This window comes from Rhizobium sp. CFBP 13644, assembly GCF_014842165.1.
GTDB lineage: Bacteria > Pseudomonadota > Alphaproteobacteria > Rhizobiales > Rhizobiaceae > Agrobacterium > Agrobacterium tumefaciens_C.
Genome location: NZ_JACYVF010000007.1, coordinates 70475 through 84354 on the forward strand (window position 1 = coordinate 70475; position 13880 = coordinate 84354).

Sequence of the window (13880 nt, forward strand, 5' to 3'; positions counted from 1 at the left end):
TCTAGGCACGACTCTACTCCTTCGCGTGTTGCGCGTTGAGTAGGAGTCATCAGCTTCATCGGGGAAGCGGTTCGGCGTAATGCCCGGCAGAATCCATTACCGTTGTCATTTCAATAGCCAATTGATCCGAATAATGTCAATCCCACTCACCATGGTGAGCGGGATTGCTTGGCACGCTGGCCACATCTTCGCCTGAACGCAGTTTTTTAAGTGATACCGATTTATCTCAGCACATATCCTTGCCCCGTTATCCGAGGATTAGGGCCGTTGGATTCGATCCATGACAAAAGACGTTATCACGGATAGTCAGCGTGATAGATATTTTAGGAATTGTAGGTTGCGGGTTCGTTTCCTTTCAAGAGCAATGAGAGGTCTGCAACTGTCTTGTAGATGGCTGCCGGATGGGTAAATAGCGGGCCCGTGCGGCCCGTTATTCATGACGAGATTGATGGCTAGAACTCTATCACCGAGCGGATCGATTTGCCTTCGTGCATCAGCTCGAAGGCCGTGTTGATTTCCTCAAGCGGCATCTTGTGGGTGATCAGGTCATCGATGTTGATCTTGCCATCCATGTACCAGTCGACGATCTTCGGCACGTCAGTGCGACCGCGCGCACCGCCAAAGGCCGAGCCCTTCCAGGTACGGCCGGTGACCAGCTGGAACGGTCGGGTGGAGATTTCCTTGCCGGCCTCGGCGACACCGATGATGATCGATTCACCCCAACCGCGATGGGCAGCTTCCAGAGCCTGGCGCATGACATTGACATTGCCGGTGGCATCGAAGGTGTAATCGGCGCCGCCGTCCGTCAGGTCCTGGATCGCCTGGACGACTTTGTCATTGCCGACCTCAGAAGGGTTGATGAAGTCAGTCATGCCGAACTTCTTTGCCATCGTCACTTTGGCGGGGTTGAGGTCGACACCAATGATCTTGTCGGCGCCGACCATGCGAGCGCCCTGGATCACGTTTAGGCCAATACCGCCGAGACCAAAGACGACGACCGTCGAGCCTGGACGAACCTTGGCAGTGTAGATAACCGCTCCAATGCCCGTGGTGACGCCGCAACCGATATAGCAGATCTTGTCGAAGGGCGCATCTTCGCGAATTTTCGCGAGCGCGATTTCTGGCAATACGGTGAAGTTCGAGAAGGTCGAACACCCCATATAGTGGAAGATCTCGCCACTATCGCAGGAGAAACGCGACGTGTTGTCAGGCATCAGACCCCGGCCTTGGGTCGAGCGGATCGACGTGCACAGGTTCGAGCGCTGTGACAGGCAGGTTTTGCATTGCCGGCATTCTGGCGTATAAAGCGGGATGACGTGATCTCCAACCTTGAGCGACGTGACGCCTGCGCCGACTTCCCGTACGATGCCAGCACCCTCGTGTCCGAGGATCGCAGGAAATTTGCCCTCGGAGTCGAGCCCGGACAGCGTATAGGCGTCGGTGTGGCAAACACCTGTTGCCATCACCTCAACCAGCACTTCGCCGGTTCTTGGACCGCCGATCTCGATGGTCTCGATCGTGAGAGGTTTGTTGGCCTCCCAAGCGACTGCGGCTCTGCTCTTCATTTTGCATATCCTCGTTCGGCTGCTGCCTATTTGAGATAGGCCCGCAGGATTTTCATGATGTCGTCCATCTGGTCGTCGGAGACCGATGGTTGGTGCGCTTGCTCGGGAGAGCCCATCGTTTCGCGCAGGTGGATCTCCAGGACCTCAGCCATCAGTCCGCCGGCAGCACCCCGCATCGCAGCGATCTGCTGTAGGAGAAGCCGGCATTCCGTCCCAGCCTCAACGGCGCGTTCCAGTGCTTCGACCTGGCCCTTGATCCGCCTCAGGCGGGTCGTTGCCTTCTTTTTGTCTTCCATCGAGTACGGCATGCGCTCTCCTTGAGCTGAACTCTCATACTGGGGGGAGTATGTCAACATACTGCTGGCAGTATGCCGGTGATAGCGAGCATACATGGGGTTACCCTTGAATGCAGGCTGTAATGGAGAAAGCCCCACAAGAACCAGCGCAAGGGCCAGCCAGTGTCGGAAAGATGAGCGCATTGTATCCTAACGTTACAGTGCCCCATGCCCATCATTCACTGTGACAGTGGCTATGCTGAGTAGGAGATTCCGTACGAGGAAAGGCGACATTGGCCACTGAACTAACCGAACTGTTAGCGTGAGTATTTACAGGTCGGCGGTTCAGCTCCCTTCAAGGCGAAGAACGATTGAGCGGCCCGGACTAAGCTCCTCATCTATATATGATGTAGGATATTATCACATATATTCAGCACCTTGGTGTCAATTATCCAAACTGGTCGTAGGTTCGAGTCCCTTCAAGTCGGTATAATGCCTTCTTCCGGGATCCTTACTCTGATCGCGAATGAGGTAACTCTGAGAAAAAACAAGTTGCCAGCCAGATACAGACGAACCGTAATAGTCGCTTTGAACGCAAGGACGCTATTGACGGTATCCTTCGCCTGGATCGATCTTTCCGGGAAAGACCCAGTGGGGCGTAGGGGCTAGTAGCAACGGACGGTAAAACCTACACAAAGTTCATCTTTTCCGTACCGAAGACGCGTCACACGACGAGAGATTGTTGAACAGGCGGCTACATCAGCTCGATGGATGATACCATCCGGGCCAGAGATATACGCGAGCATTGTTCCGCATCGGGGCCGGCTGGTATCAGCTGCGGCGAGCCCTTCACTTCCCACCCCGCCCTCTCAACCCGCGCTGACATGCTGTGATGCTTGGACGGTCAAGTGTTGTTGTTGATTGAATTATCGCGAATTTCAGGCATTATTGCCGCAAATAGGGAGGGATGCAAATTGCTGGAAAGTGCGCTGCTTTACGATGCGCAAGGCCAGCCGCTCCTAAGCGGAAAACTAAACTCTTCCAGGGAGTGGGCGGATGTAAATGCCTTCTGCCAGCGAGTCTATATGCCGCTTTCCACGCGGCCTTTGGTTGAAGGTTCCGATCCGAATGCCACTTTGCGCACACTGTCGGTTGGCCAGATCGTTCTGAGCCGGTTCTGCTTCGGAGTGCCGACGAAAGCAGATGAATTCGACCCGTCCTCAGGCAACATCATCGTGGTCAACACCATGCGCGGAAGTGTGTGTCATCCTCTGAGCGATGGCTCCAGGGTCGACACCAGACCCGGTGACAGTTATGTCGTCGACTGCAGCCGCACGGAGTATTGGAACGTGGCGGATGGTGACGATCTCCAGTTCAACCTGACCATACCCCACGCGATCATGGAGGAAACGGCGCAACGTTGGTACGGTTTCGTGCCCGAAGACGATCTTTGGAAAAAGCGTCTGATCTTTGGTCGCGGCCAGTCAGCCTGGCTTTCGCTTCTCGACTACGCGACCCGATCGGTGGACGCCCGGAGCGATAGCGTCGCCAACCCGTTGATCGAGAAACGGATCGAAGAAACCTTGTGCCTCGAGCTGCTGCGCGGCTGGGCTGAGTGTTCCGGTCTCAACCTTGAAACCGGCGCGCGCAGTGCTGCACCTAGATATGTGCGCGAGGCGGAGCGGTTGATGGAGGAACATGCCCATGAAGCGCCTTCAGTCATGGAAGTTGCTGCGCAACTCGGTATTTCGAGTCGCAGCCTTTCCGAGGGCTTCCGGCGGTTTCGTGGCATCACGCCGCATGACTACCTCACAGCCTGCCGTCTCGATGGCCTTCGTACGGCGCTCAAGGAGGCTGCGCCTGGACAGACCGTTTCCTCCATTGCGGCTGGGAGGGGATATGTCAACCTCACCGTGATGAGCGCCTGTTATCGACAGCGGTTCGGTGAAACACCCCATCAGACATTGCGCAGCCGACCCGGGCGCATGTGACGCCAATCCGTTCATGTGCAGTCTCCACAGACGCTTTTCGATCCGGAAGTGAGATGGCTGATCCGTTTCGGCAGCTGATCTGAGGATACAGGGCGATTTCTTCCGATTACGATCACCGACTTCCTGGAAGGATCACGCATCACCTAGCCGGTTCCCGCAATACTCGCTTAGACTGACGGCGGATGCCGATTAGCATCTCGCTATCCGGACAGGAGACGGGTTTGTGTGATCTCTGCAACAACATGCTCAGGGGTATGACCCCACGGGAGGATCTGATGAAGGCGCTTGTTTACTACGGACCGGGCAAGAAGGACTGGGTCGAAAAACCGAAACCGGTGGTCCAGGAGGCAACAGATGTCATCGTGAAAATTATGAAGACGACGATCTGTGGCAGCGACCTGCATATTCTGAAGGGCGATGTGCCGAGTGTCACCGAAGGACGTACACTCGGCCACGAAGGTGTCGGTATCGTTGACGATGTGGGCGGTGCGGTCCGCAACTTTTGCAAAGGTGATGCGGTGCTCATTTCGTGTATTACGTCCTGCGGTTCCTGCCCGAACTGCAAACGGCAGCTTTATTCCCATTGCGATGACGGCGGTTGGCAACTCGGCAACACGATCGACGGCACCCAGGCCGAATATGTCCGAATTCGCCATGGCGATAACTCCTTGTATCCGATCCCGCAAGGCGCGGATGAGGAAGCGCTGGTGATGCTATCGGACATCGTGCCAACTGGACTGGAAATCGGGGTACAGGCGGGTGGCGTTAAGCCGGGCGATACCATCGCTATCGTCGGTGCGGGACCTGTCGGCATGTCGGCGTTGCTGACGGCGCAGTTTTATTCGCCCGGCCAAATCATAATGATTGATATGGATCCGGCGCGTCTGGCCCTTGCCCGGCAATTCGGTGCAACCGACACGGTTCAGGTCGGCGAGGAGGACGCAGCGTCACGGGTCTTGGAGCTGACCAAAGGCCAAGGCGTCGATGTGGCGATCGAGGCTGTTGGTGTTCCAGCGACATTCGATATTTGCCAGAAGATCGTTTCGGCTGGCGGCAATATCGCCAATGTCGGCGTTCACGGAAAGCCGGTGGAGCTCCGTATCGAAGACCTCTGGATCAAGAATATCAAAATCTCGATGGGGCTGGTGAACACCAACACGACGCCGATGTTGCTGAAAACCGTAAAGACCGGCAAGTTCGACCCCAGCAAGCTCATCACGCATCGCTTCAGGCTCGATGAGATTCTCGACGCCTACGAAGTCTTCGGCAATGCCGCACGCGAAAAGGCAATGAAGGTTATTTTGGCCGCTTAAGAACTGGTAGGGTCCCCGCCCACGACATTTCGACGCCAGAATTACGAACATGCGGCCCGGCACGCGTCGGGTCGGAGAAAACGCGCCGCGTTGGTGGTGCCAATCACCTCACATACTTTCCACCGGTTTTTGGCTGTAATGATTAAAGCAGTTGTCTCAGTTGAAAAAAATCACTCCGACGATCTGAATAAGGCCTCAATCAACGAACTTTCGCGATATTCGGCACCAATTCCACTTGTTTCACTTTGACCTATCCTCAGCCCAGCCCGAAACGGTAAAAAGGTGACGCGACCATACTCAAGCGGACCAGATCGGAGCAGTTCGGTTTGGGCATGTTCATTGATTCCATCGATAGCGCGTGGCTCGCCAAATCCTTTTGACGCAGCAAAATTTTGCTCGACCGTCCCAAAAATGCCGAGACCCCGCATCCAGTGGCGAAACAGACATTACCACCATGACAGACGGTCGCGACGTCGGCCATCCCCTGCAGGAAAGTCAGCGCCTATTCGCTGACAACACGCCGGGCGCTCGCCGCGATCGGCTAAATGTTGCTGATCCGCACCCTCGTTCTTGACATCATGTCTGAAACACGTCGTTGGTCAGTATCATGACTTTTCCGCCGAGATTTCAGAACGCTCGTTATGGGTTATTTCTGCCCGAAACTACTTTTACCAATGACGATTTCCAAAAGCACCGGCAAGCCGCTAAATGACAGAAGTTGAGATCGGCATGGTTGTCATGAGCGGTCGAGGTTGTCTTTTTAGACATAAAACACATTCTGGCAAGCACATGAGCAGGTCACCTTGGTAGGGTGAAACCAGAAGGAGGAGGGTCAAGTAGTTATGCCTCTATTACGCTTAATATCCTCGCGCTTGGTCTCAGAGATTTACTGCGGCTTTTGATACCCGGTCTTTGCGGACACTTTGCGTCGTCTCTACATTCAAGCCATCCAAACCGAGAAGACATAGTTTGAGGCTACCGAAGAATGGGGTGAACCACTTGTGGAAGTGGCGCAAGAAGGTACTAGCTTCCGCGCTCCGATTTGGCCGCGTTGGCTAATGATACACAGCAGGTTATTTGGGGCAGATATTAGGTTTCGGACCCGCGCCGTCAGACAAGACGTGGGTTGTAATTCGAGCTATTTTTTGAGAAATCGATACGTACGACGAGACGGTGCTGAGTAAGATTCGCTCGACCCATAAAACGTCCCAACTGCTGAGGCTCCGATCACCTCAACAGTATCTGGTCACTGGTCGAAAATACCTGTCTGTACTGCGACTTGCCGATAGGCGGCGCCAGCGGTAAAGCCGCCATCGATGACGAAATCCTCGCCGGTGATGAAGCTGGATGCGTCGGACGCCAGAAACAGCACGAGTTCGGCAATCTCTTCCGGTTTTCCGCTGCGCTTCATCGGCGTCATCTCGATCATCGGTTTCAAATGCGGGCTGCTGGCGTTGAGGCCGGTGACCACGAGGCCCGGGCAGACGGCATTGACGCGGATGTTTTTCGAAACCAGCTCCATGGCCGCACTGCGGGTCAGGCCGCGCAGGCCCCATTTACTGGCGGTATAGGCGGGGTCGTAATGGCCGGAAAAGCCGCTGTTGGAGGAAATGTTGATGATGGAGCCGCCACCGCTTCCCGCCATGCAGTCGGTTACCGCCTGAATGCCGAGGAATGCGCCCGTCAGGTTCACCTTCAGCACGCGTTCCCATGCTTCCAGACCAGTTGTGGCAACTGTCGAACGATTGATAATACCCGCATTATTCACAAGAATGTCGATGCGGCCTTTCCACTCGGTAGCGAGAGCAACCACGCCCGCCCAGCTTGCGGGATCGGTCACATCCAGATGGACGAAGCGGGCTTCGAACCCGTCATCCTGCAAGGCCTGCGCCAAGGCGCGGCCTTCGTCGGCCAGAACATCGGCGATGATGACGGTAGCGCCTTTGGAAGCGAACAGCCGTGCTTCGGCTTCGCCCTGTCCGCGTGCACCGCCGGTCACGATGGCTAGACGGCCTTTGAGATTGCTCATGGTCAGTCCCTCGCTGCTATGGTCGTCTGGCGCTGCTCGCCCAGACCTTCGATTCCGAGCTTCATGACCTGACCGGCTTGCAGGAAGACGGGCGTTGGCTTGATGCCCATGCCGACGCCCGGCGGAGTGCCGGTGGCGATGACATCACCCGGCATCAGCGTCATGAACTGGCTGATATAGCTGACGAGATGGGCGACACCGAAGATCATGGTGGAGGTGTTGCCGGTCTGGCGGCGCTGGCCGTCCACATCGAGCCAAAGCGACAGGTTTTGTGGATCGGCAACCTCATCACGGGTGACCAGCCATGGGCCGATGGGGCCAAACGTATCGTGGCTTTTCCCTTTGGTCCATTGCCCGCCGCGCTCCGACTGGAAGGCGCGCTCGGACACATCATTGACCACGCAATAACCGGCGACATGGGATAGCGCATCGGCTTCGCTGACATATTTGGCGCGTTTGCCGATGACCACGCCAAGCTCGACCTCCCAGTCGGTCTTGGCGGAGCTGCGGGGTATCTCGACATCGTCATTCGGGCCGACAACGGCGGTCGTTGCCTTCATGAACAGGATCGGCTCTGGAGGCGGCTCCTTGCCGGTCTCCTTGGCGTGATCGGCATAGTTCAGGCCGACGCAGATGAACTTGCCGACATTGCCGACGCAGGCACCCACGCGGTCAGCCGATACGAGCGGCAGGCTTGCGGGATCGATGCTGCGGATGCGGTTTAGAGCCTCATCATCCAGCGTTTCGCCTGCAATGTCGGAGACGATGCCGGAAAGATCGCGCAATGTGCCGTCATCAGCCAGAAGTGCTGGCTTTTCAGCGCCAAGGGCGCCTAGTCTCAACAGTTTCATTCTGCTCTCCTGAAGCCAACCAGAGCACTGTCGTCAACGTCGGGCAGATTGACCACGATATTGTCGGGCGTGCGCGTCGTCAGCCAGACCAGTTCCTCTGTGGTGGACATGTTGACTTCGATATGCGGCCAGTTGGGCGGCACGAAGATGAAGTCGCCTTCTTCCATGTCAAGAAACTCCTGCCAGTTCTCGCCGAAATAAATGCGGGCCTTGCCCTTCAGCACGTATCCGCCGGTCTCGGCCTCTCCGTGGTGGTGGGGAAAGGAACGATAGCCGGGATCGTTCGAGACCTTGCCGAACCAGATTTTGGTGGCAGGCGTGTGCTGTGGGCTGACGCCGGATATGCGCACGCAACCGCCGGACTGGCCGGTTCCTGTGTCTTCCTGTCCCTTGCGGGTAATCACGGGCATGACTTTGCTGGTCATCGAATTCTCCTCCTCTTTGAACTTGAAATCAGTCGGGAACCACGGCGAGCGACTGGATCTCGATCTTGGCGCGATCTTCCATCAGCGCCACGACTTGTACGGCGGCCATGGGCGGAAAATGACGACCGATGATCTCGCGGTAGACGGCACCGATGTCCCGCATGCGGGATTTGTAGGCTTCACGATCGGTGAAGTACCATGTCATCTGAATGAGATGCTCGGGCTTGGCATTGGCGGCTTCCAGCACGCTGACGATGTTCAAAAGCGTCTGGCGGACCTGATCAACGAAGTCATCGGAATGGAACTGGCAATGCGCATCCCAACCAATCTGTCCGCCGACCTGAACGATGCGTCCACGGGCGCTGATGCCGTTCGAATAGCCGATGGGCTTTGCCCAACCGTCGGGTTGGATGATTTCATGCATCATGTCTTGGCTCCAGATAACGTGTCAGGCCTGCGCGAATATCGTCGGGCCAGGGATGGGATTTATGGTCGGTCAGTGAGGTCATCACGATGCGCTGGCGCACTGTCCAGATGATGTCGCCGCGCACCGTGACGAAAGTTTCCAGATCGAGCGAGGCGCGACCTATGGAGCGCACATGGACGGCGAAATCCAGCACATCGCCGTAGACGGCGGGTTTCTTGAATTCGAGGTTCATGGTCACGGTCGGCAAGCCCAGTTTGCGCTCGAACATGATTTCTTTCCATGTCACGTCGAAGGACGCGAACATGGCTTCGTTGACGTCGACCAGCATGGAGAGATAGGCCGGATGGTAGGCGATCCCGGTCAGATCGCAATCGCCAAAACGCATCGGCTTGGAATGGGTAAAGGGCATATGTCTTCTCGCTTCTTTCTCGCTCAACCAACCATGACTTCGCCGCCGGCAACCGCAATGGCCTGCCCGGTGATGGAACCTGCCCCAGGTGAGGCAAGCCAGAGCACGGTATCGGCCACTTCCTGCGGCTGGATGAGGCGGCCTTGCGGGTTCGACTTGGTGAACTCGGCCAAAGCCTCATCACGGCTGCGGCCGGTCTTTTCCATGATGGTTTCCAGCGAGTGCTGGATGATCGGGGTGTCGGTAAAACCGGGGCAGACGGCGTTGACCGTCACACCCTTCTTAGCCAGTTCCAGCGCCAATGCCCGCGTCATGCCGATGACGCCATGCTTGGCGGCGCAGTAGGCAGAGACATAGGCGTAACCCGTCAAACCCGCCGTGGAGGCGATGTTGATGATGCGGGCACCGGTGCCATGGCTTTTCAGATCGGCAAGCGCTGCCTGTGTTACGTTGAACACGCCGGTGAGATCGACAGAGAGCACATGGCTCCACATGTCGAGAGACGTCTTCTCGAAGGACGCACTCGGCGCTTCCCCAGCATTGTTGACAAGGATGGAAACAGGCCCGAATGTTGTGTGTGCTGTCTCCATGCCCTTGGCAATCGCGTCGGGCTGGGTGACATCGAAACCATCCAGCACCAGACTGTTACCGCCAATGGCAGCGGCCACATCCTCCAGCGGCTGACGACGACGACCGGCGAGTGTGACCTTGGCCCCCGCCTTGGCCAGCGTCATGGCAATGGCCGTGCCGATGCCGCTTCCGGCACCGGTGACGAGCGCGTGATGTCCTCTCAAGGGTTCAACACTCAACATCACGGCCTCATTTTGCAGTTGTTGCGCGGTCAAGATTGGCTTCGTACTGATATTTCGCTGACATATACTGTTTAGGCCAGGTCACGGATTTCAGACCAATTTTTGCCGCCTCGTGTAAAGCCCACGCGGGGTCTGCAAGGTGAGGTCGGGCTATTGCACAAAGGTCAGCTCGTCCTGCCGAAATGATTGAATTGGCATGATCTGCTTCTGAAATCGCCCCAACTGCGATTGTCGGAACGCCAATCTCATTGCGAATCTTGTCAGAGAACGGTGTCTGGAACAGACGACCGTAGACTGGCTTCTCTTCCTTGGAAACCTGACCGGATGAGCAGTCGATGAGGTCAGCGCCAGCATCCTTGAACATTCGGGCAAATATTGCCGCGTCTTCCGGCGTATTGCCGCCATCAGTCCAGTCGTGGCAGGATAGACGCACAGAGATCGGTTTGTCCTGCGGCCAAACCTCACGCACGGCAGCAAACACTTCCAATGGATAGCGTGCGCGGTTTTCATAGCTGCCACCATACTCGTCGTCACGCAGGTTTGTCAGTGGCGACAAGAAGCTGGACAGCAGATAACCGTGGGCACAATGGAGTTCCAGCCAGTCTGCGCCTGCTTCTGCGGCTCGTCTGGTGGTGGCAATGAAGTCGGCCTTGACACGATCCATATCTGCACGGTCCATCGCTTTCGGCACGACGCTGTGTTTCAGATAGGGCAGGGCGGAGGCAGAAAGCAGCGGCCATGCATTTTCCTCAAGTGGCTGGTCTATGCCTTCCCAGGCGAGTTTCGTCGCACCCTTGCGCCCCGCATGACCAATCTGAATTCCCACTTTTGCCGCACTGCTGGAATGGGCGAAATCCACAAGACGCTTCCAGCCCTTAGCCTGCTCATCGTTCCAAAGACCGAGGCAGCCCGGGGTTATGCGGGCGTCTGGCGAAACGCAGGTCATCTCGGCAAATACGAGGCCTGCACCACCCATGGCGCGAGCACCCAAATGCACCATATAGAAGTCATCCAGCATGCCATCCGTTGCTGAATACATCGCCATAGGCGAAACCACGATACGGTTGGCCAGAGTGGTGCCGCGAAGCGTATACGGCGTGAACATGGGCGGGAGGCACCGCTCGTCATCCTTGACTGTAAGGCCCGACTGTCGTGCGAACCAACGTTCATAGCCTTCGAGCCATTCTTTATCGCGAAGTCGCAAGTTCTCATGACTGATGCGTTGTGATCGTGTCAGCATGGAATACATGAATTGTTCCGGCGGCAAAGTATCGGCATAACGTTCGCCGACGACCTCGAACCATTCCATCGCATTACGGGCAGCATTCTGAATGCGTGCTACATCGACCCGGCGGATTTCCTCATATGTCTTGAGAACTCCGGGAATGCTCTCTTTACGATGGTCGGCCTTGTTGAACTGATTGGCAAGCTCTATGGCGTCGTCTATGGCAAGCTTCGTGCCTGAGCCGATGGCGAAGTGGGCAGTATGGGCAGCGTCGCCCATCAACACCACGTGGGAGTTGCCGTTAAAATGGCTCCATTTGCCACAGATCAGCCGGTTGAAGTTCAGCCAGGCGCTGCCACGCAGATGGCGGGCATTGGTCATCAGTTCTGAGCCTTCGAGAACCTCGGAGAAAAGGTTCTGGCAAAAATCGATGGATTCCTGCTGGTCCATCTGACCAAGCCCGTGTTCCTCATAGGCCTTTTCGGTGGTTTCCACGATGAAGGTGGACGTGTTCTCGTCGAACTTGTAAACATGAGCCTGAAACCAGCCGTGATCCGTTTTGCGGAAGTCGAAGGTGAAGGCGTCAAAAAGCTTGTTGGTGCCAAGCCAGATAAAACGGTTAGGGCGGGTGACGAGATCGGGTTCGAAAACTTCGGGATAGCGGTTGCGAACTTTTGAATTGAAACCGTCTGAAGCAATTACGAGGTCTGCATCGGGGAAATCCTGGTCGCCGCTCGCCTCTGTTTCAAAGACCAGTTCGACGCCAAGGGCTTCACAACGGCGCTGAAGGATATTCAGCAGCTTTTTACGACCGATGCCGACAAAGCCGTGACCGCTGGTGCGTTGGCGCGTGCCTTTGAACAAGACTTCGATGTCGTCCCAATGATTAAAGGCCTGCTGAATTTCGTCAGCACTTTCCTTGTCCCATGCCTGCATGGATGCCATCGTTTGGTCTGAAAAAACAACGCCCCAGCCAAAAGTGTCATAAGGCCGATTGCGTTCGACCACGCTGATGTGATGGTCGGGGTGAAGTTTTTTCATCAAAAGGCTGAAATAAAGGCCAGCCGGGCCTCCACCGATACAGACGATACGCATGTAACCCTCCGTGGTTATTTCATTTCCACAAGCGTGGATTTTTATTTGAAGGTTAAAGTAATTTTCAAAGTGCATGCTGTCAATCGAAAGACCGCCTTTTCTGAAAATATTTTATATTTAAAGCAAACTGTTGCGGGTATCGCCCGCGACGATAGAAATCAGTCGGCAAGCGCCTTCTACCGCCTCGCGATAGAGCGTCTAATTCCAGCCAGTTCTAGCCGCGGTGATACTGCGTCTCTGAAGTTGGGGGGATTCTTGGACGTAATCGACAAAGGACAAGGTGGTGCCTGAATGTCCGGCATCAGCGCTTTTTAGACAGATGTGGTTTAATCTTTCAAAGCCCCGAAAAGGCTCAAATCATTCGACCACGGACAGGAGCCGTGACCGCTTCGGATCATTGCTACACGCTCGATCCGTCCGGCTGCGCGGGTGAACGCCGAGAGCGTGCGTCGTCGTAACTGATCGGACCTGAGATCAAGACTTTCGGACATCCGAGGACACCGGCGAAAACTGCAATAGTTTCATCGAGGTTGGATACGGTGTGTCCTATATGATCGATGCCGACCAGGTCAGGCAGAGTTTTCGATGCGTTTGGTGTCATGCGTATTTTACCCTGCAGCCTGGCTTATTGGGTTTTCGGAAAGCCAGTCAGAATCGATTTCCGGCAGCGGTATCGCATCCAGCAAATGGCGGGTGTATTCGGAATGGGGATTGTCAAAGATGGTAGCGCAAGGACCTTCTTCCACCACTTTTCCAAAGCGTAAGACATAGACCCTGTCGCAGATTGCGCGAATGACGGATAGGTCATGGCTGATAAAGGCCATGGCAAGGCCCATTTCACGCGACAGTTCTTTCAAAAGATTGAGAACCATCGCCTGTGTTGAGACATCCAGTCCCGAAACGATTTCATCTGCCAATACGAAATCCGGTTTCAGCAAGGCTGCACGGGCAATCCCGATCCGCTGCCGCTGGCCTCCAGACAATTCATGTGGACTGCGCTCCAATACTGCTGAAGGTAAAGAGACACGATCCAGCATCGCCTTAACCTGTATCGTTGCATCATGCCTGTTTTCAGCAAGGCCGTGCAACAGCACAGGCCCGGACAATATTTTACCAATTGATTGGCGTGGATTGAGCGAGGCCATGGGGTCCTGGAAGATCATTTGCATTCGCCGTCTCAAGGGACGCATATGATGTGCCGGAAGCGTCGTAATATTCTGTCCGTCAAAGGTGATAGTTCCCGCTGAAGCGGGAACGAGACGTAACAACGCCCGACCGAGTGTCGTCTTGCCAGACCCGCTTTCGCCGACGATTCCGACGGCCTCGCCCCGGCGGATGGCAATGTCGACGCCGTGAAGGACACGCACACCACCACTTTTCGCGCCAAACAGACCCTTGCCCGCGCCATAGGTGACTTCAATGCCGCGGGCGTCCAGAAGAAAGGCGTCTTTCGTTTCACTCAT

At 55.8% G+C, this 13880-nt stretch carries 13 protein-coding genes and 1 riboswitch; of the genes, 3 read left to right on the plus strand and 10 right to left on the minus strand.

Features of this window, described 5'->3' with window-relative positions:
- Positions 1-33: 33 nt before the first annotated feature.
- A riboswitch (Fluoride riboswitch) is annotated at positions 34-110 on the minus strand.
- A gap of 342 nt (positions 111-452) precedes the next feature.
- The gene (locus IFT53_RS17015) at positions 453-1565 is read right to left on the minus strand and encodes an S-(hydroxymethyl)glutathione dehydrogenase/class III alcohol dehydrogenase (protein ID WP_192067699.1); all 1113 of its coding nucleotides are present in this window, start codon (positions 1563-1565) and stop codon (positions 453-455) included.
- Between the two features lie 26 nt (positions 1566-1591).
- Complete coding sequence (locus IFT53_RS17020) at positions 1592-1873, minus strand: metal/formaldehyde-sensitive transcriptional repressor (RefSeq protein ID WP_192067701.1); 282 nt, start codon at positions 1871-1873, stop codon at positions 1592-1594.
- A gap of 1052 nt (positions 1874-2925) precedes the next feature.
- On the opposite strand from IFT53_RS17020, the gene IFT53_RS17025 reads away from it, so the two are divergent.
- Both IFT53_RS17025 and IFT53_RS17030 read left to right on the plus strand, forming a co-directional pair.
- Positions 2926-3831 carry a helix-turn-helix domain-containing protein gene (locus tag IFT53_RS17025; protein ID WP_197980283.1) on the plus strand — a complete coding sequence of 302 codons (906 nt, stop codon included), beginning with the start codon at positions 2926-2928 and terminating at the stop codon, positions 3829-3831.
- A gap of 275 nt (positions 3832-4106) precedes the next feature.
- Entirely contained in the window at positions 4107-5144 is a 1038-nt protein-coding gene (locus IFT53_RS17030; protein WP_192067705.1) for a zinc-dependent alcohol dehydrogenase family protein, read from the plus strand.
- A gap of 1246 nt (positions 5145-6390) precedes the next feature.
- Here IFT53_RS17030 and IFT53_RS17035 read toward each other — a convergent pair.
- The 7 genes from IFT53_RS17035 to IFT53_RS17065 are packed head-to-tail and all read right to left on the minus strand — an operon-like array spanning position 6391 to position 12417.
- Positions 6391-7173 (minus strand): SDR family NAD(P)-dependent oxidoreductase, encoded by a 783-nt coding sequence (locus IFT53_RS17035; RefSeq protein WP_192067706.1) that lies wholly within the window; start codon positions 7171-7173, stop codon positions 6391-6393.
- A gap of 2 nt (positions 7174-7175) precedes the next feature.
- A complete protein-coding gene (locus IFT53_RS17040; RefSeq protein ID WP_192067708.1) occupies positions 7176-8024 on the minus strand; it encodes a fumarylacetoacetate hydrolase family protein in 849 nt (282 codons plus the stop codon).
- A complete protein-coding gene (locus IFT53_RS17045; RefSeq protein ID WP_192067710.1) occupies positions 8021-8449 on the minus strand; it encodes a cupin domain-containing protein in 429 nt (142 codons plus the stop codon). Before IFT53_RS17045 ends, IFT53_RS17040 begins: the two co-directional genes overlap by 4 nt.
- A 28-nt stretch (positions 8450-8477) precedes the next feature.
- A complete protein-coding gene (locus IFT53_RS17050; RefSeq protein ID WP_192067752.1) occupies positions 8478-8873 on the minus strand; it encodes a RidA family protein in 396 nt (131 codons plus the stop codon).
- Complete coding sequence (locus tag IFT53_RS17055) at positions 8866-9285, minus strand: acyl-CoA thioesterase (RefSeq protein ID WP_192067711.1); 420 nt, start codon at positions 9283-9285, stop codon at positions 8866-8868. Before IFT53_RS17055 ends, IFT53_RS17050 begins: the two co-directional genes overlap by 8 nt.
- Positions 9286-9308: 23 nt before the next feature.
- A complete protein-coding gene (locus tag IFT53_RS17060; protein ID WP_192067713.1) occupies positions 9309-10097 on the minus strand; it encodes an SDR family NAD(P)-dependent oxidoreductase in 789 nt (262 codons plus the stop codon).
- A gap of 7 nt (positions 10098-10104) precedes the next feature.
- Complete coding sequence (locus tag IFT53_RS17065) at positions 10105-12417, minus strand: bifunctional salicylyl-CoA 5-hydroxylase/oxidoreductase (RefSeq protein ID WP_192067715.1); 2313 nt, start codon at positions 12415-12417, stop codon at positions 10105-10107.
- Here IFT53_RS17065 and IFT53_RS17070 point away from each other — a divergent pair.
- The gene (locus IFT53_RS17070; RefSeq protein WP_192067758.1) at positions 12349-12708 is read left to right on the plus strand and encodes a hypothetical protein; all 360 of its coding nucleotides are present in this window, start codon (positions 12349-12351) and stop codon (positions 12706-12708) included. The two genes, IFT53_RS17065 and IFT53_RS17070, sit on opposite strands and share 69 nt — an antisense overlap.
- 317 nt (positions 12709-13025) lie before the next feature.
- On the opposite strand, the gene IFT53_RS17075 is transcribed toward IFT53_RS17070, so the two are convergent.
- The gene (locus IFT53_RS17075) at positions 13026-13880 is read right to left on the minus strand and encodes an ATP-binding cassette domain-containing protein (RefSeq protein ID WP_192067716.1); all 855 of its coding nucleotides are present in this window, start codon (positions 13878-13880) and stop codon (positions 13026-13028) included.

Coding starts and splice junctions, on each gene's coding strand:
- IFT53_RS17030 (WP_192067705.1), top strand. CDS start 4,107: ATGAAGGCGCTTGTTTACTACGGACCGGGCAAGAAGGACTGGGTCGAA.
- IFT53_RS17035 (WP_192067706.1), bottom strand. CDS start 7,173: ATGAGCAATCTCAAAGGCCGTCTAGCCATCGTGACCGGCGGTGCACGC.
- IFT53_RS17045 (WP_192067710.1), bottom strand. CDS start 8,449: ATGACCAGCAAAGTCATGCCCGTGATTACCCGCAAGGGACAGGAAGAC.
- IFT53_RS17040 (WP_192067708.1), bottom strand. CDS start 8,024: ATGAAACTGTTGAGACTAGGCGCCCTTGGCGCTGAAAAGCCAGCACTT.
- IFT53_RS17075 (WP_192067716.1), bottom strand. CDS start 13,880: ATGAGTGAAACGAAAGACGCCTTTCTTCTGGACGCCCGCGGCATTGAA.
- IFT53_RS17060 (WP_192067713.1), bottom strand. CDS start 10,097: ATGTTGAGTGTTGAACCCTTGAGAGGACATCACGCGCTCGTCACCGGT.
- IFT53_RS17025 (WP_197980283.1), top strand. CDS start 2,926: ATGCCGCTTTCCACGCGGCCTTTGGTTGAAGGTTCCGATCCGAATGCC.
- IFT53_RS17015 (WP_192067699.1), bottom strand. CDS start 1,565: ATGAAGAGCAGAGCCGCAGTCGCTTGGGAGGCCAACAAACCTCTCACG.
- IFT53_RS17050 (WP_192067752.1), bottom strand. CDS start 8,873: ATGCATGAAATCATCCAACCCGACGGTTGGGCAAAGCCCATCGGCTAT.
- IFT53_RS17020 (WP_192067701.1), bottom strand. CDS start 1,873: ATGCCGTACTCGATGGAAGACAAAAAGAAGGCAACGACCCGCCTGAGG.
- IFT53_RS17055 (WP_192067711.1), bottom strand. CDS start 9,285: ATGCCCTTTACCCATTCCAAGCCGATGCGTTTTGGCGATTGCGATCTG.
- IFT53_RS17065 (WP_192067715.1), bottom strand. CDS start 12,417: ATGCGTATCGTCTGTATCGGTGGAGGCCCGGCTGGCCTTTATTTCAGC.